Raw genomic sequence first — 26,923 nt, forward strand, 5'->3', positions numbered from 1 at the left:
TTATGGAGCTGTCTCAAATGTCTCCTCGTCGCCCTTATTTGTTGCGTGCTCATTATGAGTGGTTACTCGATAATGATATGACTCCATATCTGGTTGTAGACGTGACTTTACGTGGAGTAAATGTACCAATGGAATATGCCCGTGATGGGCAAATTGTGCTGAATATCGCGCCGAGAGCTGTTGGTAATCTTGAGTTAACCAATGATGAAGTACGCTTCAATGCCCGTTTTGGCGGTATGCCCCGTCAAATTAATGTACCAATGGTGGCGGTTATCGCTATTTATAGCCGTGAAAATGGGGCAGGAATGATGTTTGAGCCTGAAGCAGCTTATAAAGATGAATATCTTTTTGAGCCTACTTCAGGGCATGATAAAGCCGGCGCTTTTGCGGCAGATAACCTGGTATTAGTTACGGATACCCTCCGCGATGCTGAAGATAATAGTGGAGCTTCACCCGAGGATGAGCCACCAAAACCGACAAAAGGGCGTCCTGCTTTACGGGTAGTAAAGTAGTAAAACAAGCGCTAAAAAGGGGGCAATTTGCCTCCTTATTTTTTCAAATTTATTGATTAAAATTCCACATTGTAGGTTTTCTCTAGCTCCCAGAAACATTCTTCTGCTCTGTTTTTAGCTTCGTAGTCTGTGATAGACCCTAAGCTATTTTTAACTTTATTGAAAAACTCTATTTTATTCTCTCTAGTTTCAAGTTCTGGTGGGATTGTACAGATATCAGCCAATGATATGTTGTTTTCTTTATCGGCAGTAGCAAGGACATCAACGGGATTATTAATTAATGCCATAGAGAGTGCGTAACGTATCTCTTTGGAAAAATCCAGATGTATACTTTGAGTTAATTTAAAAGCCAGTTTTATCCAGTCACGGTCACCAGTCGTAATTTTGTGAGTGATTTCTTGTCTGGCTCCCGTTTCCCCTAATTCTGCAACGACAGAGTTGATACCTCTATTTATAATCTCTTTATTGATATTATCGGGTGTAACGTTTCGTGACAACGCAAGCACCGGAAGACTAGTACCAGTAAGTAATGCCAAAGACAACAAAATTAGAGACTTAATTAATTTCATTAATGTTTCCAGAGTTTATAGTTGAATAAGTATAGTGCTATCTGAATCAGGGTAGTGGTAAAATCCACTATAACAAGATGAAATGCACATAAATGTTAATTATGACAGCAGTAAGTACGGAATGTTCATTAAATACATTCACTCTTTATATAAAGATAGTCCAGCTAATATAAATTATCGAGATGATAATAGGAAGGTTTGGGAGCTGGAAAGCTCCCTTTGTTTATTAGATATTGAGGTGGTCGAGAATGCCTTGTGCAGCTTTACGCCCTTCGGCAATTGCGGTTACAACCAGATCTGAACCGCGAACGGCGTCTCCGCCAGCAAATATCTGAGGATTGCTGGTCTGGAACGGTATGTCTGAGAACTCAGGTGCAACGATACGCCCCTGTTTATCCAGCGCTATTTGATGATCATTTAACCAGCTCATTGTATGTGGTTTAAAACCAAATGCCATAATCACGGCGTCAGCTTTGAGCAGATGTTCGGAGCCGGTGATAATTTCAGCCTGGCGGCGTCCATTTTCATCAGGTTTACCTAATTGGGTCCGTACCATTTTTATGCCACAAACTTGACCTGAACTGTTGATTTCAATGCTGAGAGGTTGCAGATTAAACAGAAATTCCACACCTTCTTCCCTGGCATTTTTCACCTCGCGGCGGGAGCCTGGCATGTTAACTTCGTCACGGCGGTAAGCACAGGTAACTGAAGCTGCTTTTTGGCGAATAGACGTTCTGACGCAATCCATCGCCGTATCTCCACCACCGAGAACTACGACCCGTTTACCCTGCATATCAATGAAAGGCTGTGATTGCAGGGGGGGATACCCCATCAAGTGCCGGGTATTGGCAATCAGAAATGGCAGTGCATCATAAACGCCATCAGCATCTTCGTTTGCCAGTCCCCCGTGCATTGACTGATAGGTTCCTACACCAAGAAATACTGCATCAAATTGCTCTGTCAGTTCAGATAGGGCGATATCTTTGCCTATTTCAGTATTGAGCCGGAACTCAATTCCCATCTCAGAGAAAATTTTACGTCGGCGTACCATCACCTCTTTTTCCAGTTTAAATGCAGGTATGCCAAAAGTGAGTAATCCGCCTATTTCCGGGTGGCGATCAAAAACGACTGCTTGTACGCCATTACGGGCTAATACATCAGCACAGGCCAGCCCTGCGGGGCCTGCACCAATAATCGCAACTTGTTTGCCTGTTGGCTGAACTTGTGACATATCGGGCTTCCAGCCCATAGCAATCGCTTTATCGTTAATGTAACGTTCGATATTACCAATAGTGACTGCACCAAACTCATCATTCAGAGTACAGGCGCCTTCGCAAAGGCGATCCTGTGGACAAACGCGTCCGCAAACTTCCGGCAGGCTGTTTGTCTGATGGGATAAATCAGCGGCTTCCATGATGCGCCCTTCATTGGCAAGTTTAAGCCAATTGGGAATGTAATTATGGACAGGACATTTCCATTCGCAATAAGGATTACCACAGGAAAGGCAGCGATCTGCCTGGGTTTGTGCCTGAATTGCTGAAAATGACTCATAGATTTCCACAAATTCTATTTTGCGGATCTTCAGCGGTTTTTTAGGCGGATCGACGCGTTGTAAGTCGATAAACTGATATACATTCTGGCTCATCTGGACTCCTTATTGCGCTTGAATTCGCAACTCTGCGGAAGAACGACTGCGATGTCCCAGCAGAGCTTTAACATCACTGGATTTAGGTTTCACAAGTGCAAATTTGCTCAACCACTGTTGCCAGTTAGCAAGAATATCTTCACCGCGCTGGGAACCGGTCAGGAGAACGTGTTCAGTGATAAGTCCTCTCAAATGTTCTTCGTGGATAGCTAAGGCCTCTACTGCCAGTACTTCTACCAGCTCTGGGTTAACCCGTTTGCGGAAATCACTATTTTCATCCAGAACATAGGCAAAGCCGCCGGTCATTCCTGCACCAAAGTTTATTCCGGTGCGTCCGAGAATACAGACGATACCGCCTGTCATATATTCACAGCCATTATCTCCGATACCTTCTACAACGGTAATAGCGCCTGAATTGCGAACAGCGAAACGTTCTCCGGCGCGTCCAGCGGCGTACAGCTTGCCTCCGGTCGCTCCATACAGACATGTGTTGCCAATGATGGTTGCCTGATGGCTTTTGAAGGCAGAACCGACAGGAGGGTGTATTACGATGCGACCACCGGCCATACCTTTACCAACATAATCATTGGCATCACCGATAAGTGTCAGCTCTAGACCGCCAGCATTCCAGACACCAAAACTTTGACCGGCAGTACCATTGAAATGAATTTTTATTGGAGTAGCCGCGACGCCCTGATTACCGTAGCGGGCAGCGATAAAGCCGGAAAGAGAAGCCCCGACTGAACGATCGGTATTACGGATATCAAAATAGAAGGTTTTACTTTGTTGGCTCTCAATATAACTGGAGGCTTGAGCCAATAAGTTTTTATTCAATGTGCCATTATCAAATGGTGGGTTATTTTCAGTGCAATATAACGTTTTGCCCTGATGGGGTTCAGCCGTTGCCAAGAGCGGCTCAAGATTTAATTTGCTCTGTTTTGCTGAAACACCTTCCAATACTTCCAGCAATTCAGTTCGGCCTATTAGGTCAGTCAGATTTTTGACCCCTAATTCCGCCATGATCTCTCTGGTTTCACGGGCGATAAAACGGAAGTAATTCATTACCCGCTCAGGCAATCCGTGGTAATGGTCGCGGCGTAATTTCTCATCTTGCGTTGCAACACCGGTCGCACAGTTATTCAGATGGCAGATACGCAGATATTTGCACCCAAGGGCAACCATGGGGCCAGTGCCGAAACCGAAACTTTCAGCGCCAAGAATGGCAGCTTTGATTATGTCCACGCCTGTTTTCAATCCGCCATCTACCTGTAAGCGGATCTTATGGCGCAACCCATTGGCAACCAGAGCTTGCTGGGTTTCCACTAATCCCAATTCCCAGGGGCATCCGGCATATTTCACCGATGACAATGGACTGGCACCAGTACCGCCATCATAACCTGCGATAGTAATTAAATCGGCATAAGCTTTGGCAACACCCGTTGCAACAGTACCAACACCTGGCTCTGAAACCAGTTTTACTGAGATCAGCGCATTGGGATTGATCTGTTTTAGATCGAAAATCAACTGAGCCAGATCTTCAATAGAGTAAATGTCGTGATGCGGTGGTGGAGAAATCAGTGTTACGCCTGGTACGGAATAACGTAGTTTTGCAATATACGGTGTGACCTTATCACCCGGTAATTGTCCGCCTTCTCCAGGTTTAGCGCCTTGGGCCACTTTAACCTGAATCACATCAGCGTTGACCAGATAAGCGGGTGTCACACCGAATCGGCCGGAAGCAACTTGCTTGATACGGGAGACTTTTTTTGTACCATAACGTGCGGGATCTTCTCCTCCTTCACCGGAGTTGGAAAAGCCGCCTAATGTATTCATTGCTTCAGCCAGAGCTTCGTGTGCTTCAGGGCTTAATGCGCCAATCGACATTGCGGCAGTATCAAAGCGTTTAAACAGCGCTTCGGCGGGCTCCACTTCTTCAATGGGGATAGATTCATCTTTTGTCTTTATCGCCAGTAAATCACGGATTGTGGTTACTGGGCGCTGATTAACCAAACGGCTATATTTCAAATAATCGTTGTATTCGCCACTGTGAACCGCAGATTGTAGCGTGCTGATGACATCCGGGTTATAAGCGTGGTATTCGCCTTTATGTACATATTTCAATAACCCTCCCTGATCAACTGGATGGCGGGGAAGCCATGCTCGTTTGGATAAGTTTCGCAGATCCTGTTCAAAATCGCTGAAGTTGGCACCACCAATCCGGCTGACAACCCCATTGAAGCAAAGCTCAGTTAATTCGGAATGTAAGCCGACAGCTTCAAACAGTTTAGAGCAACGATAGGAGGCGATAGTTGAGATGCCCATTTTCGACATGATTTTATATAGTCCTTTATTGATGCCATTGCGGTAGTTGAGCATGACATCAGCATAGGGTTTATTAATCGTGCCATTATCGACCATTTTGGCCAGTGATTCGTAAGCCAGATAGGGATAGATAGCGGTTGCACCAAACCCCAGCAGCACAGTGAAGTGATGCGGATCACGGGCACTCGCGGTTTCTACTATCAGGTTGGTATCACAGCGCAGGCTTTTTTCTACCAAACGGTGCTGAATGGCCCCGATAGCCATAGGAGCCGGTATGGGTAACTTCTCCGGCGTAATATTGCGGTCAGATAATACCAGCAATACTGCACCATCTCTGGCGAGTTGTTCAGCCTGGTTACACAATACAAACAGCGCATTTTGCAGATGAGTTTCCTGCGGATTGAAAGTTAAGTCTAAACGTTCTGCACGATAGTGCGGGCTCTGTTGTGTTGTTAATTGATGAAAATCAGAGTAGAGCAGAATAGGGGATTTAAAACTTAACCGATGTGCTTGTCCTTCAGCTTCACAAAATACATTCATCTCCCGTCCAATGCAGGTGGTGAGAGACATAACGTGTGCTTCGCGTAGTGGATCAATTGGTGGATTAGTGACTTGAGCGAATTGCTGACGGAAATAGTCATAAATAATCCGTGGGCGGCTGGAAAGTACAGCAAACGGAGTATCATCACCCATTGACCCCGTCGCTTCCTGACCATTCTCTCCCAGGACCCGGATAATTTGATCCAGTTCTTCATTACTGTAGGCAAATTGTTTTTGATAAACCGCCAGTGATTGATCGTTCAGATCCCGGTGACCCGCCCGATCTTCCAGTAATTCTTCAAATGGGATCAGGCGCTTGACGTTTTTGTCCATCCATTCTTTATAGGGATGGCGGCTTTTCAGGTCATTGTCTGTTTCTTCTGCATGCAGGATACGGCCTTGGCGGGTATCAATCACCATCAGTTCGCCGGGGCCGACTCGCCCCTTTTCTACTACTTCGTCGGGCTGATAATCCCAGATGCCGACTTCGGAAGCACAAGTGATCAGTTTGTCTTTAGTGATGACATAACGTGCCGGGCGTAAGCCATTACGATCCAGATTACAGGCAGCATAGCGGCCATCTGACATGACGATACCGGCAGGACCATCCCAGGGCTCCATGTGCATAGAGTTGAAATCAAAGAAAGCGCGCAGATCTTCATCCATATCAGGATTGTTCTGCCATGCAGGTGGGACCAGCAACCGCATAGCACGGATTAAATCCATTCCGCCATTGAGAAACAGCTCTAGCATATTATCCAGCGAGCTGGAGTCTGATCCTGTTTCGTTGACAAAAGGAGCGGCGGATTGCAGATCAGGGATAAGCGGGGTTTTGAATTTATAGGCTCTTGCCCGTGCCCACTGGCGGTTACCGGTGATGGTATTTATTTCACCATTATGAGCGAGATAGCGGAAAGGCTGCGCCAATGGCCAACGTGGGACGGTATTGGTTGAGAAACGCTGGTGGAACAGGCAGATTGCTGATTCCAATCGTAAATCAGCCAGATCAGGATAGAAGCGGGGCAAATCTGCCGCCATGCACAGCCCTTTATAGATAGTTACCAGATTGGATAAACTACAAACATAAAAATCACTGTCGCTGATGCGTTTTTCTATCCGGCGGCGGGCAACGAATAAACGGCGTTCTAAATCACGGGCACGCCAGCCAGCAGGAGCATTAACAAAAATCTGTTCGATACGGGGGAGGCTGGAAAGGGCTATTTCGCCCAGAATATCACTGTTGGTCGGTACTTCACGCCAGCCAACGACTGACAGCGTTTCATTTTGCAGCTCCTGTTCGACTATTTCCCGGCAGTTTTGAGCAATCTGAGGGTCCTGGCTGAGAAATAGCATACCGACTGCATAATTGCGGGCTAGACGCCATTCGTACTCCTGTGCAACCATCCGAAAAAAACGGTCGGGTTTTTGCAGCAATAAACCGCAACCATCGCCGGTTTTACCATCTGCCAGGATTGCGCCGCGATGTTGCATTCGTGCCAGTGCATGGATAGCGGTACGTACTACTTTGTGGCTTGGCTCCCCTTCAATATGGGCTATCAGTCCAAAGCCACAGTTATCCTTTTCTTGAGATTTGTTATATAGCATAGTGTGAACCTCCCCAGGTTCTGTTCGACTCTCACAGAAACTCACAGAAATTTGTGAGATTAATATTTTTACAGGCGTCTGAATTGCGCCCTCAATCAACCGCCACCTGTCTATTTGCTATGAACAGGCGGTACTGAAATGGTATTGTGTCACTGCATAATTATGGTTCAGATGAGGATCTGACGGATGATTTCTAGTGACTTCCCAAGTTAACGAGAAATGCAGATCAGGTCAAATATAGCTGGGATAAGATAAATACAGGCAAAAAATAGAGTTAATTCCATGATTCATAAATAAAAAGATTAATACGAAAGTTGTGTGATATAGATCATGTTAGGATTTTAATGTGAGTTATATCACTAATATTAGGGTAATATCTGTTTTATATATACTGTTAAATGTTTGTTTGTTGGATTTAAATTCTGATAAATATAAACTAAATAGAATTAATATATATTTTTGTTTCTTTATAAGAATAAAGTTTTATCTTTTTGTGGTTATCAACCGGGTGAAAAAGAATTTTATGCTTATTTTGTCAATGGATTAGATTATTTATTCATGCTTGGATTGTGCGAAAAGACCGGCAGGGGTAAAAAGCCAGAATAATGTTTGGGAAGTCATAATCAAAACCATTAAATAATACTATTGTTTTATCCGATCAACAATTTCTGTATTCCTTCAACGAAGCAGCGGGTTTTTTACGGTATGATTTGGATTGGTCATATTTAACGGGAGTCTTTATGAAATGAAGCTGCTTAGGGGCCTGGCCCAATATTATGTTGATTTAATGATGAAATTGGGGTTAGTACGCTTCTCATTACTGCTTGCATCTGCGTTAGTTATTCTTGCTATGGGTGTGCAGATGGTCGTCACTTTTCTGCTTCAGGGAGGAGTGCAAAGTATTGATTTAGTTCGCTCAATTTTTTTTGGTTTGTTGATTACTCCCTGGGCGGTCTATTTTCTTTCGGTTGTTGTTGAACAGCTTGAAGAATCCCGCCAACGATTATCCAAATTAGTTGAAAAATTAGAAGTGATGCGTCAGCGTGATCGGGAACTTAATCAGCAACTAAAAGACAACATCATCAAGCTGAATCAGGAGATCTCAGAAAGAGAAAAAGCTGAACAGGCGCATCTGATATTGCTGGATAAACTAAAAGAGGAGATGAAGCACCGTGAGCAGGCTCAGATTGAATTGGAACAGCAATCTGTATTGCTGAAGTCTTTTCTTGATGCCTCTCCTGATTTGGTCTATTACCGTAATGAAGATAATGAGTTCTCTGGTTGTAACCGGGCGATGGAATTGCTGACGGGTAAAAGCCAGAAACAACTTGTCGGGTTAACGCCAAATGATGTTTATGACAAAGAAATTGCCCGCAAGGTGATGAAAACGGATGAAAAAGTGTTCCGCCATAATGTTGCCCTGACTTATGAACAATGGCTGGTTTATCCCGATGGCCGAAAAGCCTGTTTTGAACTTCGGAAAGTTCCTTTTTATGATCGGGTAGGGAAAAGACATGGGCTTATGGGGTTTGGGCGCGATATAACGGAGCGTAAGCGTTATCAGGACGCTTTGGAGAATGCGAGTAGGGATAAGACAACTTTTATCTCAACGATTAGTCATGAGCTTCGTACGCCTTTAAATGGCATTGTTGGTTTGAGTCGTATTCTGCTCGATACTGAACTGACCTCTGAACAAAATAACTATCTGAAAACGATTTATGTCAGTGCTATCACGCTTGGCAATATTTTTAATGACATTATTGAAATGGACAAAATTGAGCGGCGTAAAGTACAGCTTGATAATCAGCCCATTGATTTTACCGGTTTTATGTCCGATCTGGAAAACCTCTCCGGGCTGCTGGTGCAGCCGAAAGGGATTAAATTTGTGATGGACCCCGAACTGCCATTACCTGCCAGAATCATGACAGATGGTACCCGCTTGCGCCAAATTCTGTGGAACTTAATTGGCAATGCAGTGAAATTTACTCAAAAAGGCGAGATTAATGTTCGAATCTGGTATGAAAAGGGTGAACGCTTGTTGTTTGAAGTCACGGATACGGGGATTGGTATTCCACTTGATGAACAAGATAAGATCTTTGCGATGTATTATCAGGTGAAAGGCAGTCATGGCGGTTGTCCGGCAACGGGAACCGGTATTGGGCTGGCTGTATCCAAACGTTTAGCTCAAAGTATGGGAGGCGATATTTTGGTGGAAAGTGAGCCGGGACAAGGTTCTCGATTTACACTCTCTATTATTGCTCCTGCTATGGAAGAGAGTCTGCCATGCAAAGAAGAGACAGAAGATTGCCCACTTCCAGCTTTGCATATTTTGCTGGTAGAAGATATTGAGCTGAATGTGATCGTTGCTCGTTCAGTATTGGAAAAACTGGGTAACAGCGTAGAAGTCGTGATGAATGGTAAGGATGCTCTGGAGGTGTTCAAGCCAGGGGAGTTCGATCTGGTACTGCTTGATATTCAGTTGCCTGATATGACCGGATTAGACATCTCCCGGGAATTACGTAAGCGATACGCCAAAAAGGATCTGCCCCCACTTATTGCACTGACGGCAAATGTCTTAAAGGACAAAAAAGAATATCTGGATGCAGGCATGAATGGCGTGTTGAGTAAGCCGCTGTCTGTGAATGCCTTAACTGCCATTATTGAACAATTCTGGGGAGAACAGTCTGTGCATCATATGAAGCCGGAAGAAGAGGAGTCAGGATTGATGAAAGATGAAGATTTACTTGATACAGAAATGCTTAATCAGTACATCGAGCTGGTTGGACCTCAATTAATTCGCGATAGCCTGAATGTGTTTGAGAAGATGATGCCGGGATACCTGTCTGTGCTGGAGTCGAATATGACAGCTAAAGACCAGAAAGGCATCACCGAGGAAGCACATAAGATAAAAGGTGCGGCGGGGTCGGTTGGATTACGTCATTTACAACAATTGGCTCAACAGATTCAATCACCTGATTTACCTGCATGGTGGGACAATGTTCAGGAATGGGTTGATGAGTTAAAGCAAGAATGGAGAAACGATACGGAAATTTTAAGGGAATGGTTGGCAGTCGCTGAAAAAAAATAACCCCAACCGAGGTTGGGGTGCGCGAATACTGCGCCAACACCAGGGAAAACTTTTTACTCGCCTTTCTGATGCATCTTTGTTGCGGCGAGTAAATGGGGAATTCTCCGTACATCATACAAGTACCAACATAGCAAAGATAAGATTTTTTGTTACAAGATTCATTAAAATCTGTGATGAAGATTGGTGTTTAACCCCCTAAAGGGTTAAGCAATAATCTACTACAAATGGAGTGAGCTATGAAATCAGTTGCGGTTGTCTTAAGTGGATGTGGTGTATTCGATGGTAGTGAAATTCATGAATCAGTATTAACTATGCTTTCTTTAGACCGTTTAGGTGTTAAAGCGAGCTTTTTGGCGCCTGATGAGCCACAACTTCATGTTATTAACCATATTAACGGTGAAGAAACTGGCGAAGAACGCAACGTTTTACAGGAGTCAGCCCGTATTTCAAGGGGAAAAATCAAGTCTTTGTCACAAGCAAATGCAGATGAGTTTGATGCCCTGATAATTCCTGGGGGATTTGGTGTTGCAAAGAATTTATGTGACTTTGCTGTTAAGACAATTGACTACAAAATAAATAAAGATTTATTAAGTTTAGTGAAGGCTATGCATAAACAACATAAACCGATGGGATTTATGTGTATTGCACCGGTTATGTTGCCAAAACTACTTAATACACCGGTGAAACTAACTATTGGCAATGATCCTGAAACGGCTGCTCAAGTGGAGGCAATGGGAGGCGTTCATATAGTTTGCCAGGTAAATGATATTGTTATTGATTTGGAAAACAAAATTGTTACAACTCCAGCTTACATGCTTGCTGAATCTATTTCTCAGGCTGAGGAGGGAATTGATAAACTGGTCAGAAAAGTATTGGAAATGACTGAGTAACTGGATGAGAAATCCTTTGCAATTTTTATGGTACTGGCTTAAAAAAATCGTAATCTCAGTTATTATCTTATGGATAGTTTCTGTTGTTGCGTTTTCATTTTTGCCAGTGCCATTTTCTATGATTATGGTTGAGCGCCAAATTAACGCTTGGTTATCAGTTAATTTTTCTTACGTATCTCGTTCTGACTGGGTAGGGCATGAACAAATATCGCCAAATATCGCATTGGCTGTTATTGCTGCTGAAGATCAAAAATTTCCACAGCATTGGGGATTTGACTTTGATGCTATTGAAAATGCCCTTGAGCATAATCAAAATAACTCTGGCAGGTTGAGGGGGGCTTCAACGATTTCTCAGCAAACGGCCAAAAATTTATTTTTGTGGGATGGACGTAGTTGGTTGAGAAAAGGATTGGAAGCTGGAATGACCTTTGCCATTGAATTGGCATGGTCAAAAAGTCGAATTCTGACGGTTTATCTTAATATTGTAGAATTTGGTGATGGTATTTTTGGTGTTGAAGAGGCATCCAGACACTATTTTCATAAATCAGCCAGTCAATTGACTGCATCAGAAGCTGCTTTACTCGCTGCTGTATTGCCTAACCCGCACCGTTATAAAGTTAACGCACCTTCGGCGTATGTTTTACAGCGTCAACAATGGATTTTGCGACAAATGCGGTTGTTGGGCGGGGTGAATTATCTTAAGAAAAACGAGTTATTGAAAAATAATTGAGGGAAGAATGGCAGGTTACCCAGTTTTACGTTGGATATTTGACGTCAGATAGTAAAAAAGGGAAAGCGCCCGCGTCAAAGAATGACGCGGCTTAATATATCCAGGGTAGATTTTTGGTGCTATCCCCCTCAGTAATATGCTTAATTCAGATAAGTAAACGCAGTTGTTACCCGCTTAACACCATCAGTTTCGCTGGCAATTTTCGCTGCGGCGTTACCTTCTTGTTTAGTCAGAATGCCCAGCAAAAAGACCTCACCGTTTTCTGTAACGACTTTTATGTTGGAAGACTTAACAGAATCACTGGCCAGAATTTTTGAGCGTACTTTAGTAGTAATCCAGGTATCTTTAGAAGCCGTACTTAATTCAACAGGTTTCCCCTGACGAATTTCATTGTACACAACATGAGCACCATCAACCCGCGACGCTATCTGTTTTGCTCGGTCTGAAAGGCTTGAATCTGGGCTTTGGCCTGTCAGCAAAACTTTCCCTTGATAGGCGGTGGTAATAACACGGATACGCTCTTTGATCTGCTTATCTTTGTTAAGTGCATTACTGACACGAGCTTCCAGCGTACCATCGTCAACCTGTTGACCAATAGTACGGGGATCGGTTGCGGTTTTAGTTGCTACAGCGGCAGAACCTACAACAGCTGCACCAATACATCCTTGTAACATGACTACGGCACAAACCGTAGCTAATAGGGAGAGAAATCGCATTATTGGCTCCTTAGTCATCCTGATGGGGAAAGAGTGTATTGTCGATTAAGTCACACAGGCAGTTAACTGTCAGCATATGCACTTCCTGAATTCGGGTGCTGCGATGAGATGGAATACGAATCTCCACATCTTGTGGTCCTAACAAGCCAGCAAGTTCACCGCCATCATAGCCGGTAAGGGCGACAATCGTCATATCGCGGGTTACAGCCGCTTCAACGGCTTTAATAATATCCCGGCTATTTCCATGAGTGGAAATAGCCAATAACGCATCGCCTGGTTGACCTAATGCCCGTACCTGTTTAGCGTAAATTTCATCATGTTGTTTACTGCTTGAAATCGCTGTTATTACCACATTGTCTGCGTTAAGTGATAATGCTGGCAGACTCGGGCGTTCAGTTTCAAACCGGTTGATCATATTGGCAGCAAACCGCTGGGCAGTGGCAGCAGAGCCACCATTACCACAGCAAAGGATTTTGTTACCGTTCAGCAATGACTGAACCATCATTATTGCAGCCCGGGAGATAGCATCAGGTAATGCCTCTGCGGCTGCAATCTGAGTTTGAATACTTTCTGTAAAACAGACTTTAATTCTATCCAGCACGTTTATAACCTACCTAGTATCATTTTAGTGAGCGAACTCATTTTGATTGAAAGCATTTGGCAACCATACAAATTGTTGACCAGTAATAGCACAAATATCAAAGCGACAAGAAGTGGTTTCAAAACATTCACCTCGTTGAAACAGCCATACTGCGGCAGCGTGTAATAATTTTTTACGCTTGCTGCGGGTCACTGTCGCCAGTGCATCACCATATTGCTCTTGTTTGCGAAAACGGACTTCAATAAAAACCCAGGTCTGTTTGTCTTTCATAATCAGGTCAATTTCACCGCCATGCACTTTCACATTCGCCGCGATAAAAGTTAGCCCCTGTTTTTGTAAAAACAATTTTGCCTGTGTTTCATAGTGACGTCCCAGCAAATAACTTGTTGGCTTTTTTATTTTCATCCTGAAAAGAGTTATTTGAATTTAATTGCCGCCTGGTGACAAGCGGCAATTAATGCTTAATTAAATGGCAGTGATTTGTCCCTGATGATATTGCATCCAGGAGAGTTGCCTGAAAATCGCGCAATTATCCTGAACAGACAACATCCCTGAAGCGCCATTGAGGTGGAAATCACTTTGAAGTTGAACCTGACTGAACTGATTTGCTAATGACCAGGCATCAATACCCATAGCGTAAAGGCGCATCAAAGAGTAATCATTGGCAAATTTACCGGCTGCTTGTTGCATCAGTGGCAAGTTAGCGCCAGCGATTAATGGAATATCGCTGAATTGCATTCCTTCCATTTCCAGACGGAAATCAGGACCGGCACCCGCCTGATTACTGCGGGAACTTGCATAAAGGGCGGGTTTATTCCGAGAGCTGATTGCCATATCAATCATTGGCTTAATCAGCGTCAATTCATCTAAAGTGGAAACAATATAAACCGCGTCCACTGAGCCGCTGGCAGAAGTAGGAATGACATCTGTATTTATCTGGGGAATTTCCAGATCACCAATAGTGGTTGATACAGGTTGATTGTTTGTTGCATTAATGGCTGTTCCGGTCAGGCGAATACCTGTACCTCTGTTAATTAACTGTTTCAGTTCGGTGGAAGAGCCAAAGGTTTGTTGCAGAACGGTATGCCCACCTTGTTTTTGCCATTCCTGTGCAAATGCCTTGGCAATCCGGTCACCAAAAGTACCCCGGGGAACGAGAATCAGAGGATTCTGTTTCTGTTGCTGCCAAATATGCTCCGCGGCATTTTTCGCTTCATCTTCTGGTGATAAAGAGAAATAACAGACATTGGGCCGGGGCTGTGCATTATCTAACTCGTTCAGCACCAGCATGTTTAATGAAGTATTCATCTGAACCAGTTTAACCACATCTGGTTTCAGTAACGGCCCGACAACTAAATTCACGCCATCCTGTTCAGCCTGAATCAATAAATTTTCCAGTGGTTGGCTTGCCGTATCATAGATTTTGACCTGTTGTGTGTTAACCGGCACATTGGCTATAACCGGCGTTGACTGAACGGCTGGTGTTGTTGATTCAACGGGAATCTCTGCATTTGGCTGGGCATCGGCAGAGACCACTGCATCTGACGTATTATCGTTGATTGCTGTGGATAAATTTGCCGGGTTTTCTGTTGGCAGTAGTAGGGTTGGCAAACCAGCCTGAGCATCAAGAAAACCCTGACGGATTGCTTCGCCGAATACTTTTGCCTGACCGCTTAATGGCAGGAACAGCGCAATATGGATGTCAGTGCCTTGCGACTGGATGGCGGCTGGTTGTAGCTGGGCTGGGAGTGACTGCGCGGCGGGGTTTTGTGGGTAACGAATTTTCCAGTCGCGGACAGCTGCTTGTAGTTTGTCAGAGTCCTGTTTGTTATCCTGATAGGTACTGAGTAAGTCCAGCCAGCCTTGCAGAATATTTTCATCAGCGTTGATGACCAACTCACTGCGATTTTGTGGTGAAAGACGGGTCAGCATTTGCCAGGTATCATCAATATTTTTTTGATGAGCGGCATTGTCTTTCAGAAGTGGCTCCTGAGCGATATAAGCACGGATGACATCCAGAGAAGGTTCGCCATTAGCGGCATCAATGATGGATTGATAACGGGCGATTTCTGTACTGACTTTATCCTGAGTTTGCAAAGGTTGTTGTCCCTGTTGGTCAGGTATGGAACACCCTGCGATGATCATAACTGCCAGCATAGCTGAACAGACTAAACCAGTTTTGATACGCACAAAAATTGAGGAAAGCATACTGTATCCAGCGATGTTTTTTTCAAAGATGCTCAATTTTAAATCGGTCATTCGGATGAAACAATGAATCAACCCAATCGAGCAGTGGTTACGACATCCACGCTATATGTTGTGCCAACCCCCATTGGAAACCTGGGTGATATCACTCAGCGTGCGCTTGAAGTTCTTGAGCATGTCGATCTGATTGCGGCCGAAGATACGCGACATACCGGCTTGTTGCTTCAACATTTTGCCATTAATGCGCGCATGTTCGCACTTCATGATCATAATGAACAGCAGAAAGCAGATCAATTAATTACAAAACTTCAGCAGGGGCAGAGTATTGCATTAGTCTCTGACGCGGGAACGCCACTGATTAATGATCCTGGTTATCATGTGGTTCGCCGTTGCCGTGAAGCCGGTATTCATGTTGTCCCTCTGCCTGGGCCTTGTGCGGCTATAACCGCATTGTCTGCTGCTGGCCTGCCATCAGATCGTTTCTGTTATGAAGGATTTTTGCCGGCTAAGAGTAAAGGCCGGAAAGATACCTTACGGGCTTTGGAGCAGGAGCCGCGCACTTTAATTTTTTATGAATCCACCCATCGTCTTATCGATAGTTTAGAAGATATGGTTGACGTATGGGGAGCCGAACGTTACGTCGTTCTGGCGCGGGAATTGACAAAAACCTGGGAATCAATTCAAGGGATGCCGGTCGGTGAACTTCTGGCATGGGTTAAGGAAGATGAAACCCGTCGCCGTGGTGAAATGGTATTAATCGTTGAAGGTTATAAAAAACCAGATGACGATGTCTTACCTCCAGAGTCATTAAGAACGTTGGCGCTTCTTCAGCAAGAACTGCCGTTGAAAAAAGCGGCTGCTCTGGCGGCAGAGATCCATGGTGTGAAGAAAAATGCGCTTTATCGCCATGCCTTGGGACAGCATGAAGAGTAACAACCATTGTTGATAAACAAGGCAGATAATGAGTAAACGCCTATACATCGTTTGTTAAACCTCTTATAATCCGCCGCGGAGTTGACTAGACAGTCGCTGCTTTACCATCGTCCTTTTGGGCGATAGGTAGAGGAGAGGAAAGTCCGGGCTCCACAGGGCAGGGTGCCAGATAACGTCTGGGGGGTGAAAACCCACGACCAGTGCAACAGAGAGCAAACCGCCGATGGCCTGCTTATGCAGGATCAGGTAAGGGTGAAAGGGTGCGGTAAGAGCGCACCGCGCGGCTGGTAACAGTCCGTGGCACGGTAAACTCCACCCGGAGCAAGGCCAAATAGGGGTTCACTAGGTACGGCCCGTATCGAACCCGGGTAGGCTGCTTGAGCCAGTGCGCAAGTGCTGGCCTAGATGAATGATTGTCCACGACAGAACCCGGCTTATCGGTCAACTTCACCAATTTAGCCCCATCAGGTTTAGCCTTGATGGGGTTTTCACTTTCTCAGGCGGCCAGATCAATTAACAACCCCTGGAACTCAGTATCTGCTTTTAAAACCAGATAATTTTCTTCATGAATAAAAGCGCCATCTCCACATTTAATCAAAGCGTTATCCTTCGAATTGCCTTTTATTTTTATATTGCCGTTCAAGGATTGCAGATAAGCATTTTTTCCTTTCAATTGCAGATGGTGAGATTGGCTCTTATTAAGAGAAATATGATTTATCCACACTTGCTGGCGTAATTGCATACTGCCATCCTCTGCGGTTGGAGAGGCAAGCATAGTCAATGGTTGCTCTGGTAACGCCATCCGTTGCAACGGTAAGCTTTCCTGCTGAGGGAAGGCATTTAGCCAAAGTTGTAAGCGGGTCAGTGGCTTATTCGCACTGATATTATGTTCACTGTAGCTGATGCCTTGACGGGTAGAAAACAGTAAACATTCTCCCTTGCAGGCTCTGACATGATTGCCTTCACTGTCACGATATTCTGCTTCACCTCGCAGAATAATGTTTAGTATATCCACATGTGGATAAGATTTAGGCTGGAAAGCGGCTTTTGGTGCGATAACTTCCTGATTCAGTACACGTAGAGCGCCATAACCTAAAAACTTTGGATCAAAATAGTGACCAAATGAAAATGTATAACGGGCCTGTAGCCAACCATAGTCAGCTTTTCCACATTGCTTTGCTGTTCTATTTATAATCATGATGGCGGTTACCTTCAAAAAACACACACTAACGATAGTAATTATCTGGACGGCGAAATGTTAGCCAGTTAATCTGGTCACCATATTCAAATTTCCTGATTGAGAAAAATATGAGCAAAGAACGAGCGCTTACACTGGAATCTCTACGGGTCATGGATGCGATTGACCGGCGGGGAAGTTTTGCTGCGGCAGCTGATGAGCTTGGACGTGTTCCTTCTGCACTTAGCTACACGATGCAAAAGCTGGAAGAGGAGCTGGATGTGGTGCTGTTTGACCGTTCGGGTCACAGGACTAAATTCACCAATGTTGGCCGTATGTTGCTTGAGCGTGGACGTCAATTGCTTGAAGCTGCGGATAAATTAACCGCCGACGCAGAGGCATTAGCGCGGGGTTGGGAAACTCACCTGACAATCGTTTGTGAGGCACTGGTCCCTGCTTCTTCATTGTTCCCATTGGTGGGCAAACTTGCTCAGAAATCGAATACCCAGCTCTCTTTATTGACTGAGGTCTTGGCTGGTGCATGGGAGCGGTTGGAAACGGGTCGGGCGGATATTGTTATTGCGCCAGATATGCATTTCCGTGCATCGGCAGAAGTGAATTCACGTCAGCTTTACAGCATTACCAATGTCTATGTTGCCAGCCCTGATCATCCTATTCATCAAGAACCGGAGCCTTTGTCTGATGTAACGAGGGTGAAGTACCGTGGTATTGCTGTGGCAGATACAGCAAGGGAGCGCCCGGTATTGACGGTTCAGTTATTAGATAAGCAACAGCGTTTAACGGTGAGTTCGCTGGAAGATAAACGTCGGGCTCTTTTGGCCGGGTTAGGAGTTGCCACGATGCCTTATCCTATGGTGGAACAAGATATTGCGGCGGGTCGTTTACGGGTGATTAGCTCTGAATACAGCCACGAGACGAATGTCATTATGGCATGGCGACGAGACAGTATGGGGGAAGCTAAATCCTGGTGTTTGCGGGAAATCCCTAAATTGTTTACTAACCGCTAAGATAGATGAAAAAGCCGGAAAAATCCGCCATGATCTTCCGGCTTTGTTATCTACTGTGAGAATATTCTTGTCAGGTCAGAATGATATTATTTTACTATTAGTATTATATGGGGTGTTTTGAATATAGTGGTTATAATAGAAACCTAAAGTAAATAATCCATGTTTTTATAAGCGATTTATTTGATGGTTTTACTCTTTACTTAAAACTGTTATTTCTCAGATTCAGAACAACAACAGTATATTACCAGTTTTTATTCATCAAGCGATCAATACTGAATTTACCTGGACCGATGATAGCTAGTAACAGGTAGCCACCGCCGATAGTCAGGTTTTTTAGAAACATAGTTTGGTTCATGCCTTCAGCAAAATTGCTGTGGAAAAGCAAGGCAGTCAGAATACAGAAACCAAAGGTAAATAGTGCTGTTGTACGGGTTAAAAAACCGAACAGAATAGCCAGGCCGCCACCCAGTTCAAGTAAGATAGTCAGCGGTAATAAAAAGCCAGGAACCCTCATCGCTTCCATATATTGTTGAGTGCCAACATAGGCGTCGCCTAATTTTCCATAACCTGCAACGATAAACAGGATTGACATTAAAATACGGGCTAATAGCAAGGTTCTATCTTCAAATTTTTTCATTAATAACTCCAAGGGATACAGGTAAAAATAGTGATGATTAGTCGGTGCTAACTTGAAATAGCACAATTTGCTAATCATTAACGAATGGAATGTATATTAAAGAGAGGAGAGCTTAGTTGTAAGCAAGGATTATTAACAATTTTATACAAAGTTTTTGAATGTAAGCAATGTGGTTGATAATCAATAAGATATATTATGAAGAATTATTACTTCTTCCTTTTCAGTATCTTCAATGCACCAATGACTCGGCGGGTCCAGCGATAGAATTTCACTGGGTGACGAAGACCATATAAAGAGATGGTACTGGCTCCGAGTAGCAGATAAGGTTTTAATGACAAAAGCTTTTGCCAGCCTTTGTCATAAGGCTCGGTGATATTTCGCCAGTGCTGAGTATCGTTAGAAAGTAGCAGCCGTTGTAACAGGATACTTTTGAGTAATTGCTGTTTTTTCAGTTTTCTTTTTTGGCTCTGTTTACTCATTACTGTGATCCTCCAGCATCTCTCTATCAATCTTTAATTGCTCGCGGGTTGCGTTAAGTAATGTTGAATTACGGGATTTCCTGATAGTCCATATCAGGCCAATGAGCGCCAGGGTCAGCAAAGTACCTGTGGTGACGGCTAATGCAGTAAGACGCCAGGCTGGATCGACAGCCCAAAAAATCAGAGCGAGCAGGCACATCAGGCCAAAAGCGGTAAACAGCAATGTCAGACCGATCATTAATATCAGTTGTATCAGCGTTGCCTTTTCCTTTTCCAATTCGACAACGATCAATTGTAAGCGGGTTTCTACCATCCCGATAATGATGGTGGCAATGCGTTGAAGAGAATCAAGGACCCCTTTACCGGGGCCTTGAGATTTGGATGGGGGGTTCATATTAGCGTTTAGCCAACAATACACCTAATACGACAGCCACGGCGGCACCAATGCCAATACTTGTCCACGGTTTGTTGTGAACGTAGTCATCAACATGACGTGCCATCTCTTTTGTTTGCATGACGACTTTGTCACTGACAGTACCAAGTTTCATGCGAGTTTCTTGAAGTACGGCTTCTATTTTGCCGCGAATTTTTTCCAGTTCGATATCGGATTTATCACCGGAATTTTTGATCACTTCCTCCAGTGTTTTCGAGAGGGATTTTAATTCAATGCGTAAGTCTTCAGCGGTTTTGTTCTGTACCATGTAAATTACTCCTTATGTAGGTGTGTATATTTGACTTAGTTAGTCGATTTTCCAGATGCTGGAAAAGACTATCCTTAAATATAGCTTATATTTTGGAAGGTGAATGAAAAACATTAGCGTTATTTTACTATTCTGCCGCAAACGATACTTTTGTCTGCGGCAGAGAGGAATTTAAGAGATTTTCAGAAGGAACTACTTTTTTTGAGGGGATTGGCACGTTTTTTTACGTAATACAACTAACAAACTGCCGCTAAAACCAATAATTAGTAAAGCAAGTGGCAGTAATATCAGGAAATTCATAACCAGATCTTCATACTGACGGAAAATGGGGGTTTTACCGAGTGCATAGCCTAAAGAGGTCAGGATAACGACCCACAGGAAGCCACTGAGCCAGTTAAAAAACTGGAAACGACTATTTTGCAGACCTGTCAGGCCCGCGAGTGTTGGTAGCAGGGTTCTTATAAAGGCGAGGAAACGACCGATAAGTAAAGCAGACAGGCCGTGGCGGTGAAAAAGATTGTAAGCTCTCTGATGATAATGAGCTGGGAGGTGGGAGAGCCAACCTTGTACTACCCTGGTATTTCCTAACCATTTCCCCTGAAGATAACCGACCCAGCAACCTAAGCTTGCTCCGGTGGTCAATATAACAAGCGTTACAGGGAAACTCATTGTACCTTTGGCAATTAATACGCCAACCAATATAAGCAAGCTGTCTCCCGGTAAAAATGCAGCGGGAAGCAAGCCATTTTCAAGAAAGAGGATCAAGAATAGCATGATATAAATGGCCCATAGTAGGGATGGATTGGCCAGAGTTTCATAATCCTGGTGCCAAAGTGCATATATAAGTTCTTTTACTATTTCCATCAGGTGTTCCTAAAATGCCTTTGTTCGTTCATCCTGAAAGCACGGGGCTAAACTGATTAAACTGTATCCTGTTTTAGTTATTTGGCCGGTTATAACGCCTTTTCAATCCGTTGAAAGAGGTAAATGGCGCGGCCTGCGACACTGTAACAAAATCAAGGGTGACTAAACAGAAAATTTTGGTGATCAATTGAACATTGATTGAAATGGAATAATAAATTGATTTAATCAGATTAGTTTATTAGATTTTTTATTTAAATTAATTACTATTTTTTCATTATCTTAACTATTTTCTTTGCGGCTTATCGGTTATTGGCGCATTCTGCTAATGAGTCAATATTTTCTCAGTGATATACCCTTCATCTTTCAAGTTGCTGCTTTGTTGGCTGCGTTCACTTACCCCAGTCACATCGTTATCTATGCTCCTGGGGATGCGTTCACTTGCCGCCGCGCTGCAACTTGAAATCTATTGGGTATAGATTGATTCTTGCGTGGATTTGATTTACTTTTCACCACAGCAAAGGGGAGTAACTTCCTTGCCGGTTTATCGTCATTACGATGCAATAGCATCCGGTAGCCGGGCAACCTTGAACTGATACCTGGTGGTACATTTTCTGTGTTGTAAGTGAGACCTTGCCAGAAGGCGAGGGTTGCTTGCAATACATTCATCTCCATTGCGTGGGGAAGAGATATAGCAACGGCTGGCGTCTTCTGAGATTTCAGCTGTTTTTGTTTATGTAGAGAAAGAAAATGAACTCAGTGGGTAGTCCTGTTTTATGGGGAAGTTTTGCCGTTTTAATTACGATTATGCTGTTGCTGGATCTGCTCTTACAAGGGCGTAAGAAAGAGCAGACAATGTCATTTCGTCAAGCTGCTGTCTGGAGCGTAATTTGGGTAAGTTTGTCGCTCTTATTTGCATTAGGATTATGGTGGTATTTCAGAGAAACTGTAGGGGAAGCTGTTGCCAATAGTCAGGCAATGGCTTTTCTTACGGGTTATTTACTTGAAAAAGCACTTGCTGTTGATAACGTATTTGTCTGGCTGATGCTGTTCAGTTATTTTGCCATTCCGGCAAATTTGCAACGCCGGGTGCTTATTTACGGTGTCTTAGGCGCAATTGTGCTGCGTACTGTGATGATCTTTGCAGGGAGCTGGCTGGTTTCTCAATTCAGTTGGATACTCTATCTGTTTGGCATCTTTCTGCTGGTTACCGGCGTTAAGATGGCGTTGGCAAAAGAGGATAATGCTCCGGTAGGTGATAAACCTTTTGTTCGTTGGTTAAGATCGCATATTCGTATGACGGATAATCTGCACGGAGAGCGTTTCTTTGTTAAAGAAAATGGTTTGTTATATGCGACGCCATTGATCCTGGTTTTGATTATGGTTGAAATCAGCGACGTTATTTTTGCTGTAGACAGTATTCCAGCTATTTTTGCAGTAACAACAGATCCTTTTATTGTTTTGACCTCTAATCTTTTCGCTATTTTAGGATTACGTGCAATGTATTTCCTGCTGGCAGGTGTAGCAGAGAAATTCACAATGCTGAAATATGGTTTATCAGTCATTCTGGTATTTATCGGTATTAAGATGCTGTTAATGGATGTTTATCATATTCCTATGGGTGTTTCTCTGGGAACTATTGCGAGTATTTTAACAATAACAATGATTATTAATGTTTGGTTAAATAAGTCTAAAGCTAAAGAGATCCAGTAATCAGGTAACTATTTTTTAACAGATAACCTTATTTTCCTGAACAGGAATATAGGGTTTTTTCTGGTCTTAAGTTACTGAAAAATGGTTAAACATAAAAACAAATAATTGTGCTTTGTAAATGTGTAAATTGCTGTTTTGATCACACAAATGTGAATGTATTGTTAATAAGTGCTGGCAGGGTTGTATATTTTAACTGTTTCTGCTTTTCACCCTTCTTGGTTTCCCTATACTGAGGCAGCAAACACAGAACATACAAGTTTAGTAGAACAGTTAATAAAATGGGTCAGTTATGGAAAAACAAAAGCGTGGCTTCGTGCATTACATTGCACAAGGGAGCCTGGTTAAACAAATTTTGGTCGGTTTAATTGCAGGAATACTGTTAGCGTGGTTGGTGCCTTCGGCTGCTAAATCAGTCAGTTTGCTTGGCACGTTGTTCGTTGGTGCCTTGAAAGCGATAGCCCCGGTATTAGTATGGGTTTTGGTTATGTCTTCTATTGCTAACCATAAAGAAGGCCAGAAAACCAATATACGTCCAATTCTTGTTCTCTATATTCTGGGTACTTTTTCCGCCGCTTTAGTTGCCGTGGTCGGTAGCTCTATGTTTCCGTCACAACTGGTGCTGGTTGTAAATAATGCTCAGATGTCTCCTCCTGAAAACATTATGGAGGTGATGAAAGGGATATTGGTTAATGTTGTCGATAATCCGGTGAATGCGTTACTGAATGGTAATTATGTCGGTATTCTTGCCTGGGCGATTGGTTTGGGTATCGTACTGCGTCACGCGAAAGATTCAACTAAGTCTCTGATTCATGATATGTCAGAAGCGGTTACTCAGGTTGTTCGGGTAGTCATCCGTTGTGCGCCTGTTGGTATCTTCGGCCTGGTGTCTTCAACTATCGCAGAAACCGGTTTTAATACTTTGCTGGGATATGCCCAACTGCTGGTTGTGTTACTGGGTTGCATGCTGGTTATTGCATTCGTTGTAAACCCGCTGATCGTTTACTGGAAAATTCGTCGTAACCCTTATCCACTGGTATTTGCTTGCTTGCGTGAAAGTGGTGTGACAGCATTTTTCACCCGTAGTTCGGCTGCGAATATTCCGGTGAATATGGCTATGTGCCGCCGTATGAATCTGCATGAAGATACTTATTCGGTTTCCATCCCGTTGGGGGCAACGATCAATATGGAGGGCGCTGCGGTGACTGTCCCGGTGTTGACTTTGGCTGCGGTAAATACGCTTGGGATACCTGTTGACTTGCCTACGGCATTGTTGTTAAGCGTGGTTTCTGCCATTTGTGCATGTGGTTCTTCTGGTATAGCGGGCGGTTCCTTACTGTTGATCCCTCTGGCCTGTAGTATGTTCGGTATTTCCAATGAAATTGCTATGCAGGTTGTGGCAGTAGGTTTGGTTATCGGTGTATTGCAGGATTCGGCAGAAACTAGCTTGAATTCTTCTACCGATGTATTGTTCACCGCCGCGGTTTGTCAGGCTGAGGATGACCGTCTGGCATCGGATCAGCTAACTCGGCGTAATTGATTGACTGAGGTTTTACAGTTGAAGTTAAAAAGGTAGTAATAGGTAAGAAGAATAAAACGTCCGCGCCAGGAATGGCGCGGTTTAAGCGTTTACTGCATCTTTACGGTCTACTTGTGACTGCCATTACTTATTATTGTCAGATTTTAAGCCCCAATCGGGTGCCCTGATTGATAGCCCGTCGGGCATCCAGTTCAGCAGCAACATCTGCGCCACCAATAAGATGCACGGTTTTTCCCGCTTGTTGTAACGGCTGATACAATTCTTTCAGCGGCTCTTGTCCGGCACAAATAACGACGTTATCCACGGCAAGACAGCTCTGTTCCCCATTACAGCTGATATGTAATCCCTGATCATCTATTTTCAGATATTGCATATTGTTGAGCATTTTCACGCCACGCATATGCAGACTAGTTCTGTGTACCCAACCTGTTGTTTTACCTAATCCTTCACCCACTTTGGTCGGTTTACGTTGTAACAGATAAATTTTTCGGGGGGAGGGTTCTGGCTTCGGGCCTTCAGGCGATAAACCACCACGATGTGTCAGATTCTGGTCAATGCCCCACTCTTCGCTGAAAGCGGTACGATCAAGGCTGGTACTCTTTTCTGGTTGACTCAGATATTCTGCGGTATCAAAACCAATTCCACCTGCGCCAATGATAGCCACACGCTGACCGACATTTTTCTTATCCCTGAGTACATCTAAGTAACTCAGTACTTTTTCGTGATGAATACCATCAATAGTGAGTTGGCGGGGCATAATGCCACTGGCGATGATCACTTCATCGAAATCGGAGAGTATTTCTGTCGTTGCGGTTTGGTTCAACCGCACATCAACATGATGGATTTCTAATTGACGCTGAAAATAACGTAATGTTTCATGAAACTCTTCTTTACCGGGGATCTGTTTGGCAATATTGAATTGCCCGCCAATCTGCCCATTACGTTCAAACAGAGTGACGTGATGACCACGGCTGGCAGCCGTCACGGCAAATGACAATCCAGCAGGCCCTGCACCGACAACAGCCAGTTTTTTAGGCAGGGTAACCGGTTCGGCTGTCATTTCTGTTTCGTGACAAGCACGGGGATTAACCAGGCAAGAGGCTATTTCACCGACAAAAATCTGATCCAAACATGCCTGATTACAGCCAATACAGGTGTTTATCTCATCAGCTCGTCCTTGTTGGGCTTTCAGAACGAATTCAGCGTCCGCCAGAAAAGGCCGCGCCATAGAAACCATATCCGCACAACCTTGTGCCAGCGCTTGTTCTGCAATTTCTGGATCATTAATCCTGTTTGTTGTGATCAATGGGATTGAAACTTTTCCCATCAGCTTTTGGGTTACCCAACTAAATCCGGCGCGGGGAACCATAGTGGCAATAGTTGGAATTCGTGCCTCATGCCAGCCGATACCCGTATTGATAATAGATGTTCCCGCTTGTTCAATGGCGACGGCTAATTGCTCGATTTCCTGCCAATCAGAACCCTCTTCGACTAAATCCAGCATTGAAAGCCGGTAAATCAGAATAAATTTCCGTCCGGTTGCTCGACGGACAGCTTTGACAATCTCCACGGCAAAGCGCATTCGATTTTCAAAACTTCCACCCCATTGATCCTGGCGGTGGTTGGTGCGGGTAGTCAGAAATTGGTTAATCAGATAACCCTCAGAGCCCATGATTTCCACACCATCATAACCTGCTTGCTGTGCCAGTTGCGCACAGTGAGCGAAGTCAGCAATGGTTTGCTGAATGTCTTCTTCTGTCATTTCACGGGGCATAAATGGGTTAATCGGCGCCTGAATGGCAGTAGGGGCGACAAGATTCGGCTGATAGCTGTAACGGCCGGTGTGCAGGATTTGCATTGCAATTTTTCCACCCGCCTGATGAACTGCGTCTGTGATAACTTTATGATGGATAAGGTCTTTTTCATCTACCAGAAATGCTGCGCCTTTTCCTATAACACCTTGTTTATTTGGGGAAATACCGCCTGTGACAATCAATGCTACGCCTCCGGCTGCCCGTTCAGCATAAAAGCGGGCAAGTCTCTGGGCGCGATCGGGATGTTCCTCTAATCCGGTGTGCATTGATCCCATCAGAATGCGGTTTTTCAATGTGGTGAACCCCAGGTCTAAAGGGGTGAACAGGTGAGGATAGTGGCTCATTGCAATCTCCGTCGGGTGTTTGTCAATCATAACCAGATTATTGTTATTGTGTCCGAAACCACGAGGCAAAAACATCAGGTGGTCGGATGAGATAGTGGTTCAAATCTAGACGGAATAAGGTTAATTGGGAAAAAAATGTTAAACGAATGTGATGTGTATCATAAAATCTCGTTTTGCTATAGATTTGATTAAAGAGAGTCTGCATTCATAGGTTGCCGATTGCTTTACTAAAAAATTAATTTTTCATATATTGGCTCTATTCCGGCTTTGATTTTG

Annotated in this window: 23 protein-coding genes and 1 other RNA gene; 9 read left to right on the forward strand and 15 right to left on the reverse strand. The window is 44.0% G+C overall.

Going from position 1 to position 26,923, the window contains the following annotated elements; translation table 11 throughout:
• Positions 1–2 precede the first annotated feature (2 nt).
• On the forward strand, positions 3–512 hold the full coding sequence (sspB, locus tag VY86_RS13350) for a ClpXP protease specificity-enhancing factor (protein WP_046975300.1): 510 nt from the start codon (positions 3–5) through the stop codon (positions 510–512).
• 56 nt (positions 513–568) lie between these two features.
• On the opposite strand, the gene VY86_RS13355 is transcribed toward sspB, so the two are convergent.
• From VY86_RS13355 to gltB, 3 genes are all read right to left on the reverse strand, one after another.
• Positions 569–1,081, reverse strand: coding sequence for a hypothetical protein (locus VY86_RS13355; RefSeq protein WP_046975301.1), 513 nt, complete (start codon positions 1,079–1,081; stop codon positions 569–571).
• Positions 1,082–1,307: 226 nt separating this feature from the next.
• Positions 1,308–2,726 (reverse strand): glutamate synthase small subunit, encoded by a 1,419-nt coding sequence (locus VY86_RS13360; RefSeq protein WP_046975302.1) that lies wholly within the window; start codon positions 2,724–2,726, stop codon positions 1,308–1,310.
• Between the two features lie 9 nt (positions 2,727–2,735).
• Complete coding sequence (gene gltB, locus VY86_RS13365; RefSeq protein ID WP_046975303.1) at positions 2,736–7,193, reverse strand: glutamate synthase large subunit; 4,458 nt, start codon at positions 7,191–7,193, stop codon at positions 2,736–2,738.
• 745 nt (positions 7,194–7,938) lie between these two features.
• On the opposite strand from gltB, the gene arcB reads away from it, so the two are divergent.
• The 3 genes from arcB (at position 7,939) to mtgA (ending at position 11,901) form a co-directional block, all read left to right on the forward strand.
• Positions 7,939–10,281, forward strand: coding sequence for an aerobic respiration two-component sensor histidine kinase ArcB (gene arcB / locus VY86_RS13370; RefSeq protein WP_046975304.1), 2,343 nt, complete (start codon positions 7,939–7,941; stop codon positions 10,279–10,281).
• 236 nt (positions 10,282–10,517) lie between these two features.
• Positions 10,518–11,171, forward strand: coding sequence for an isoprenoid biosynthesis glyoxalase ElbB (gene elbB / locus VY86_RS13375; protein ID WP_046975305.1), 654 nt, complete (start codon positions 10,518–10,520; stop codon positions 11,169–11,171).
• A 4-nt stretch (positions 11,172–11,175) separates the two neighbouring features.
• Complete coding sequence (gene mtgA / locus VY86_RS13380; protein WP_046975306.1) at positions 11,176–11,901, forward strand: monofunctional biosynthetic peptidoglycan transglycosylase; 726 nt, start codon at positions 11,176–11,178, stop codon at positions 11,899–11,901.
• 140 nt (positions 11,902–12,041) lie between these two features.
• Here mtgA and dolP read toward each other — a convergent pair whose 3' ends face one another.
• The 4 genes from dolP to VY86_RS13400 are packed head-to-tail and all read right to left on the reverse strand — an operon-like array spanning position 12,042 to position 15,426.
• Positions 12,042–12,617, reverse strand: a complete 576-nt coding sequence (gene dolP / locus VY86_RS13385) for a division/outer membrane stress-associated lipid-binding lipoprotein (protein ID WP_046975307.1) — start codon at positions 12,615–12,617, stop codon at positions 12,042–12,044.
• A 10-nt stretch (positions 12,618–12,627) separates the two neighbouring features.
• On the reverse strand, positions 12,628–13,218 hold the full coding sequence (gene diaA, locus VY86_RS13390; protein ID WP_021323587.1) for a DnaA initiator-associating protein DiaA: 591 nt from the start codon (positions 13,216–13,218) through the stop codon (positions 12,628–12,630).
• Positions 13,219–13,242: 24 nt separating this feature from the next.
• Positions 13,243–13,623 carry a YraN family protein gene (locus tag VY86_RS13395; protein WP_046975308.1) on the reverse strand — a complete coding sequence of 127 codons (381 nt, stop codon included), beginning with the start codon at positions 13,621–13,623 and terminating at the stop codon, positions 13,243–13,245.
• A 60-nt stretch (positions 13,624–13,683) separates the two neighbouring features.
• On the reverse strand, positions 13,684–15,426 hold the full coding sequence (locus VY86_RS13400; protein ID WP_046976870.1) for a penicillin-binding protein activator: 1,743 nt from the start codon (positions 15,424–15,426) through the stop codon (positions 13,684–13,686).
• A 63-nt stretch (positions 15,427–15,489) separates the two neighbouring features.
• Here VY86_RS13400 and rsmI point away from each other — a divergent pair, with 63 nt between their 5' ends.
• Both rsmI and rnpB read left to right on the forward strand, forming a co-directional pair.
• Positions 15,490–16,356, forward strand: a complete 867-nt coding sequence (rsmI, locus tag VY86_RS13405) for a 16S rRNA (cytidine(1402)-2'-O)-methyltransferase (RefSeq protein ID WP_046975309.1) — start codon at positions 15,490–15,492, stop codon at positions 16,354–16,356.
• 77 nt (positions 16,357–16,433) lie between these two features.
• An RNA gene (gene rnpB / locus VY86_RS22765) (RNase P RNA component class A) lies at positions 16,434–16,809 on the forward strand.
• 43 nt (positions 16,810–16,852) lie between these two features.
• On the opposite strand, the gene VY86_RS13410 is transcribed toward rnpB, so the two are convergent.
• Positions 16,853–17,554: a pirin family protein gene (locus VY86_RS13410; protein ID WP_021323589.1), complete on the reverse strand. Its 702-nt coding sequence runs from the start codon at positions 17,552–17,554 to the stop codon at positions 16,853–16,855.
• A gap of 110 nt (positions 17,555–17,664) precedes the next feature.
• Here VY86_RS13410 and VY86_RS13415 point away from each other — a divergent pair, with 110 nt between their 5' ends.
• The gene (locus VY86_RS13415; protein WP_046975310.1) at positions 17,665–18,561 is read left to right on the forward strand and encodes a LysR family transcriptional regulator; all 897 of its coding nucleotides are present in this window, start codon (positions 17,665–17,667) and stop codon (positions 18,559–18,561) included.
• A 241-nt stretch (positions 18,562–18,802) separates the two neighbouring features.
• Here the strand turns inward: VY86_RS13415 and VY86_RS13420 are convergent, their stop codons facing one another.
• From VY86_RS13420 to VY86_RS24815, 6 genes are all read right to left on the reverse strand, one after another.
• On the reverse strand, positions 18,803–19,198 hold the full coding sequence (locus VY86_RS13420; RefSeq protein ID WP_046975311.1) for a DoxX family protein: 396 nt from the start codon (positions 19,196–19,198) through the stop codon (positions 18,803–18,805).
• A 206-nt stretch (positions 19,199–19,404) separates the two neighbouring features.
• Complete coding sequence (locus tag VY86_RS13425; RefSeq protein ID WP_046975312.1) at positions 19,405–19,677, reverse strand: YqjK-like family protein; 273 nt, start codon at positions 19,675–19,677, stop codon at positions 19,405–19,407.
• A complete protein-coding gene (locus tag VY86_RS13430) occupies positions 19,670–20,071 on the reverse strand; it encodes a phage holin family protein (RefSeq protein WP_046975313.1) in 402 nt (133 codons plus the stop codon). Before VY86_RS13430 ends, VY86_RS13425 begins: the two co-directional genes overlap by 8 nt.
• Before the next feature lies 1 nt (position 20,072).
• Positions 20,073–20,378, reverse strand: a complete 306-nt coding sequence (locus tag VY86_RS13435; RefSeq protein ID WP_046975314.1) for an ElaB/YgaM/YqjD family protein — start codon at positions 20,376–20,378, stop codon at positions 20,073–20,075.
• A 192-nt stretch (positions 20,379–20,570) separates the two neighbouring features.
• Positions 20,571–21,242, reverse strand: a complete 672-nt coding sequence (locus tag VY86_RS13440; protein ID WP_046975315.1) for a DedA family protein — start codon at positions 21,240–21,242, stop codon at positions 20,571–20,573.
• A gap of 414 nt (positions 21,243–21,656) precedes the next feature.
• Positions 21,657–21,908 (reverse strand): hypothetical protein, encoded by a 252-nt coding sequence (locus tag VY86_RS24815; RefSeq protein WP_162200374.1) that lies wholly within the window; start codon positions 21,906–21,908, stop codon positions 21,657–21,659.
• Between the two features lie 81 nt (positions 21,909–21,989).
• Here VY86_RS24815 and VY86_RS13445 point away from each other — a divergent pair, with 81 nt between their 5' ends.
• Positions 21,990–22,952: a TerC family protein gene (locus VY86_RS13445; protein ID WP_046975316.1), complete on the forward strand. Its 963-nt coding sequence runs from the start codon at positions 21,990–21,992 to the stop codon at positions 22,950–22,952.
• A gap of 289 nt (positions 22,953–23,241) precedes the next feature.
• The gene (sstT, locus tag VY86_RS13450) at positions 23,242–24,489 is read left to right on the forward strand and encodes a serine/threonine transporter SstT (RefSeq protein WP_046975317.1); all 1,248 of its coding nucleotides are present in this window, start codon (positions 23,242–23,244) and stop codon (positions 24,487–24,489) included.
• A gap of 136 nt (positions 24,490–24,625) precedes the next feature.
• On the opposite strand, the gene VY86_RS13455 is transcribed toward sstT, so the two are convergent.
• A complete protein-coding gene (locus VY86_RS13455; protein WP_046975318.1) occupies positions 24,626–26,647 on the reverse strand; it encodes an oxidoreductase in 2,022 nt (673 codons plus the stop codon).
• Between the last annotated feature and the right edge of the window lie 276 nt (positions 26,648–26,923).

The organism is Photorhabdus thracensis, assembly GCF_001010285.1.
In the GTDB taxonomy this organism is placed as follows: domain Bacteria; phylum Pseudomonadota; class Gammaproteobacteria; order Enterobacterales; family Enterobacteriaceae; genus Photorhabdus; species Photorhabdus temperata.

Bases quoted from the DNA above. Each gene is read 5' to 3' on its own strand.
- sspB (WP_046975300.1), top strand. From the start codon at position 3: ATGGAGCTGTCTCAAATGTCTCCTCGTCGCCCTTATTTGTTGCGTGCT.
- VY86_RS13355 (WP_046975301.1), bottom strand. From the start codon at position 1,081: ATGAAATTAATTAAGTCTCTAATTTTGTTGTCTTTGGCATTACTTACT.
- VY86_RS13360 (WP_046975302.1), bottom strand. From the start codon at position 2,726: ATGAGCCAGAATGTATATCAGTTTATCGACTTACAACGCGTCGATCCG.
- gltB (WP_046975303.1), bottom strand. From the start codon at position 7,193: ATGCTATATAACAAATCTCAAGAAAAGGATAACTGTGGCTTTGGACTG.
- arcB (WP_046975304.1), top strand. From the start codon at position 7,939: ATGAAGCTGCTTAGGGGCCTGGCCCAATATTATGTTGATTTAATGATG.
- elbB (WP_046975305.1), top strand. From the start codon at position 10,518: ATGAAATCAGTTGCGGTTGTCTTAAGTGGATGTGGTGTATTCGATGGT.
- mtgA (WP_046975306.1), top strand. From the start codon at position 11,176: ATGAGAAATCCTTTGCAATTTTTATGGTACTGGCTTAAAAAAATCGTA.
- dolP (WP_046975307.1), bottom strand. From the start codon at position 12,617: ATGCGATTTCTCTCCCTATTAGCTACGGTTTGTGCCGTAGTCATGTTA.
- VY86_RS13395 (WP_046975308.1), bottom strand. From the start codon at position 13,623: ATGAAAATAAAAAAGCCAACAAGTTATTTGCTGGGACGTCACTATGAA.
- VY86_RS13400 (WP_046976870.1), bottom strand. From the start codon at position 15,426: ATGCTTTCCTCAATTTTTGTGCGTATCAAAACTGGTTTAGTCTGTTCA.
- rsmI (WP_046975309.1), top strand. From the start codon at position 15,490: ATGAATCAACCCAATCGAGCAGTGGTTACGACATCCACGCTATATGTT.
- VY86_RS13410 (WP_021323589.1), bottom strand. From the start codon at position 17,554: ATGATTATAAATAGAACAGCAAAGCAATGTGGAAAAGCTGACTATGGT.
- VY86_RS13415 (WP_046975310.1), top strand. From the start codon at position 17,665: ATGAGCAAAGAACGAGCGCTTACACTGGAATCTCTACGGGTCATGGAT.
- VY86_RS13420 (WP_046975311.1), bottom strand. From the start codon at position 19,198: ATGAAAAAATTTGAAGATAGAACCTTGCTATTAGCCCGTATTTTAATG.
- VY86_RS13425 (WP_046975312.1), bottom strand. From the start codon at position 19,677: ATGAGTAAACAGAGCCAAAAAAGAAAACTGAAAAAACAGCAATTACTC.
- VY86_RS13430 (WP_046975313.1), bottom strand. From the start codon at position 20,071: ATGAACCCCCCATCCAAATCTCAAGGCCCCGGTAAAGGGGTCCTTGAT.
- VY86_RS13435 (WP_046975314.1), bottom strand. From the start codon at position 20,378: ATGGTACAGAACAAAACCGCTGAAGACTTACGCATTGAATTAAAATCC.
- VY86_RS13440 (WP_046975315.1), bottom strand. From the start codon at position 21,242: ATGGAAATAGTAAAAGAACTTATATATGCACTTTGGCACCAGGATTAT.
- VY86_RS24815 (WP_162200374.1), bottom strand. From the start codon at position 21,908: ATGAATGTATTGCAAGCAACCCTCGCCTTCTGGCAAGGTCTCACTTAC.
- VY86_RS13445 (WP_046975316.1), top strand. From the start codon at position 21,990: ATGAACTCAGTGGGTAGTCCTGTTTTATGGGGAAGTTTTGCCGTTTTA.
- sstT (WP_046975317.1), top strand. From the start codon at position 23,242: ATGGAAAAACAAAAGCGTGGCTTCGTGCATTACATTGCACAAGGGAGC.
- VY86_RS13455 (WP_046975318.1), bottom strand. From the start codon at position 26,647: ATGAGCCACTATCCTCACCTGTTCACCCCTTTAGACCTGGGGTTCACC.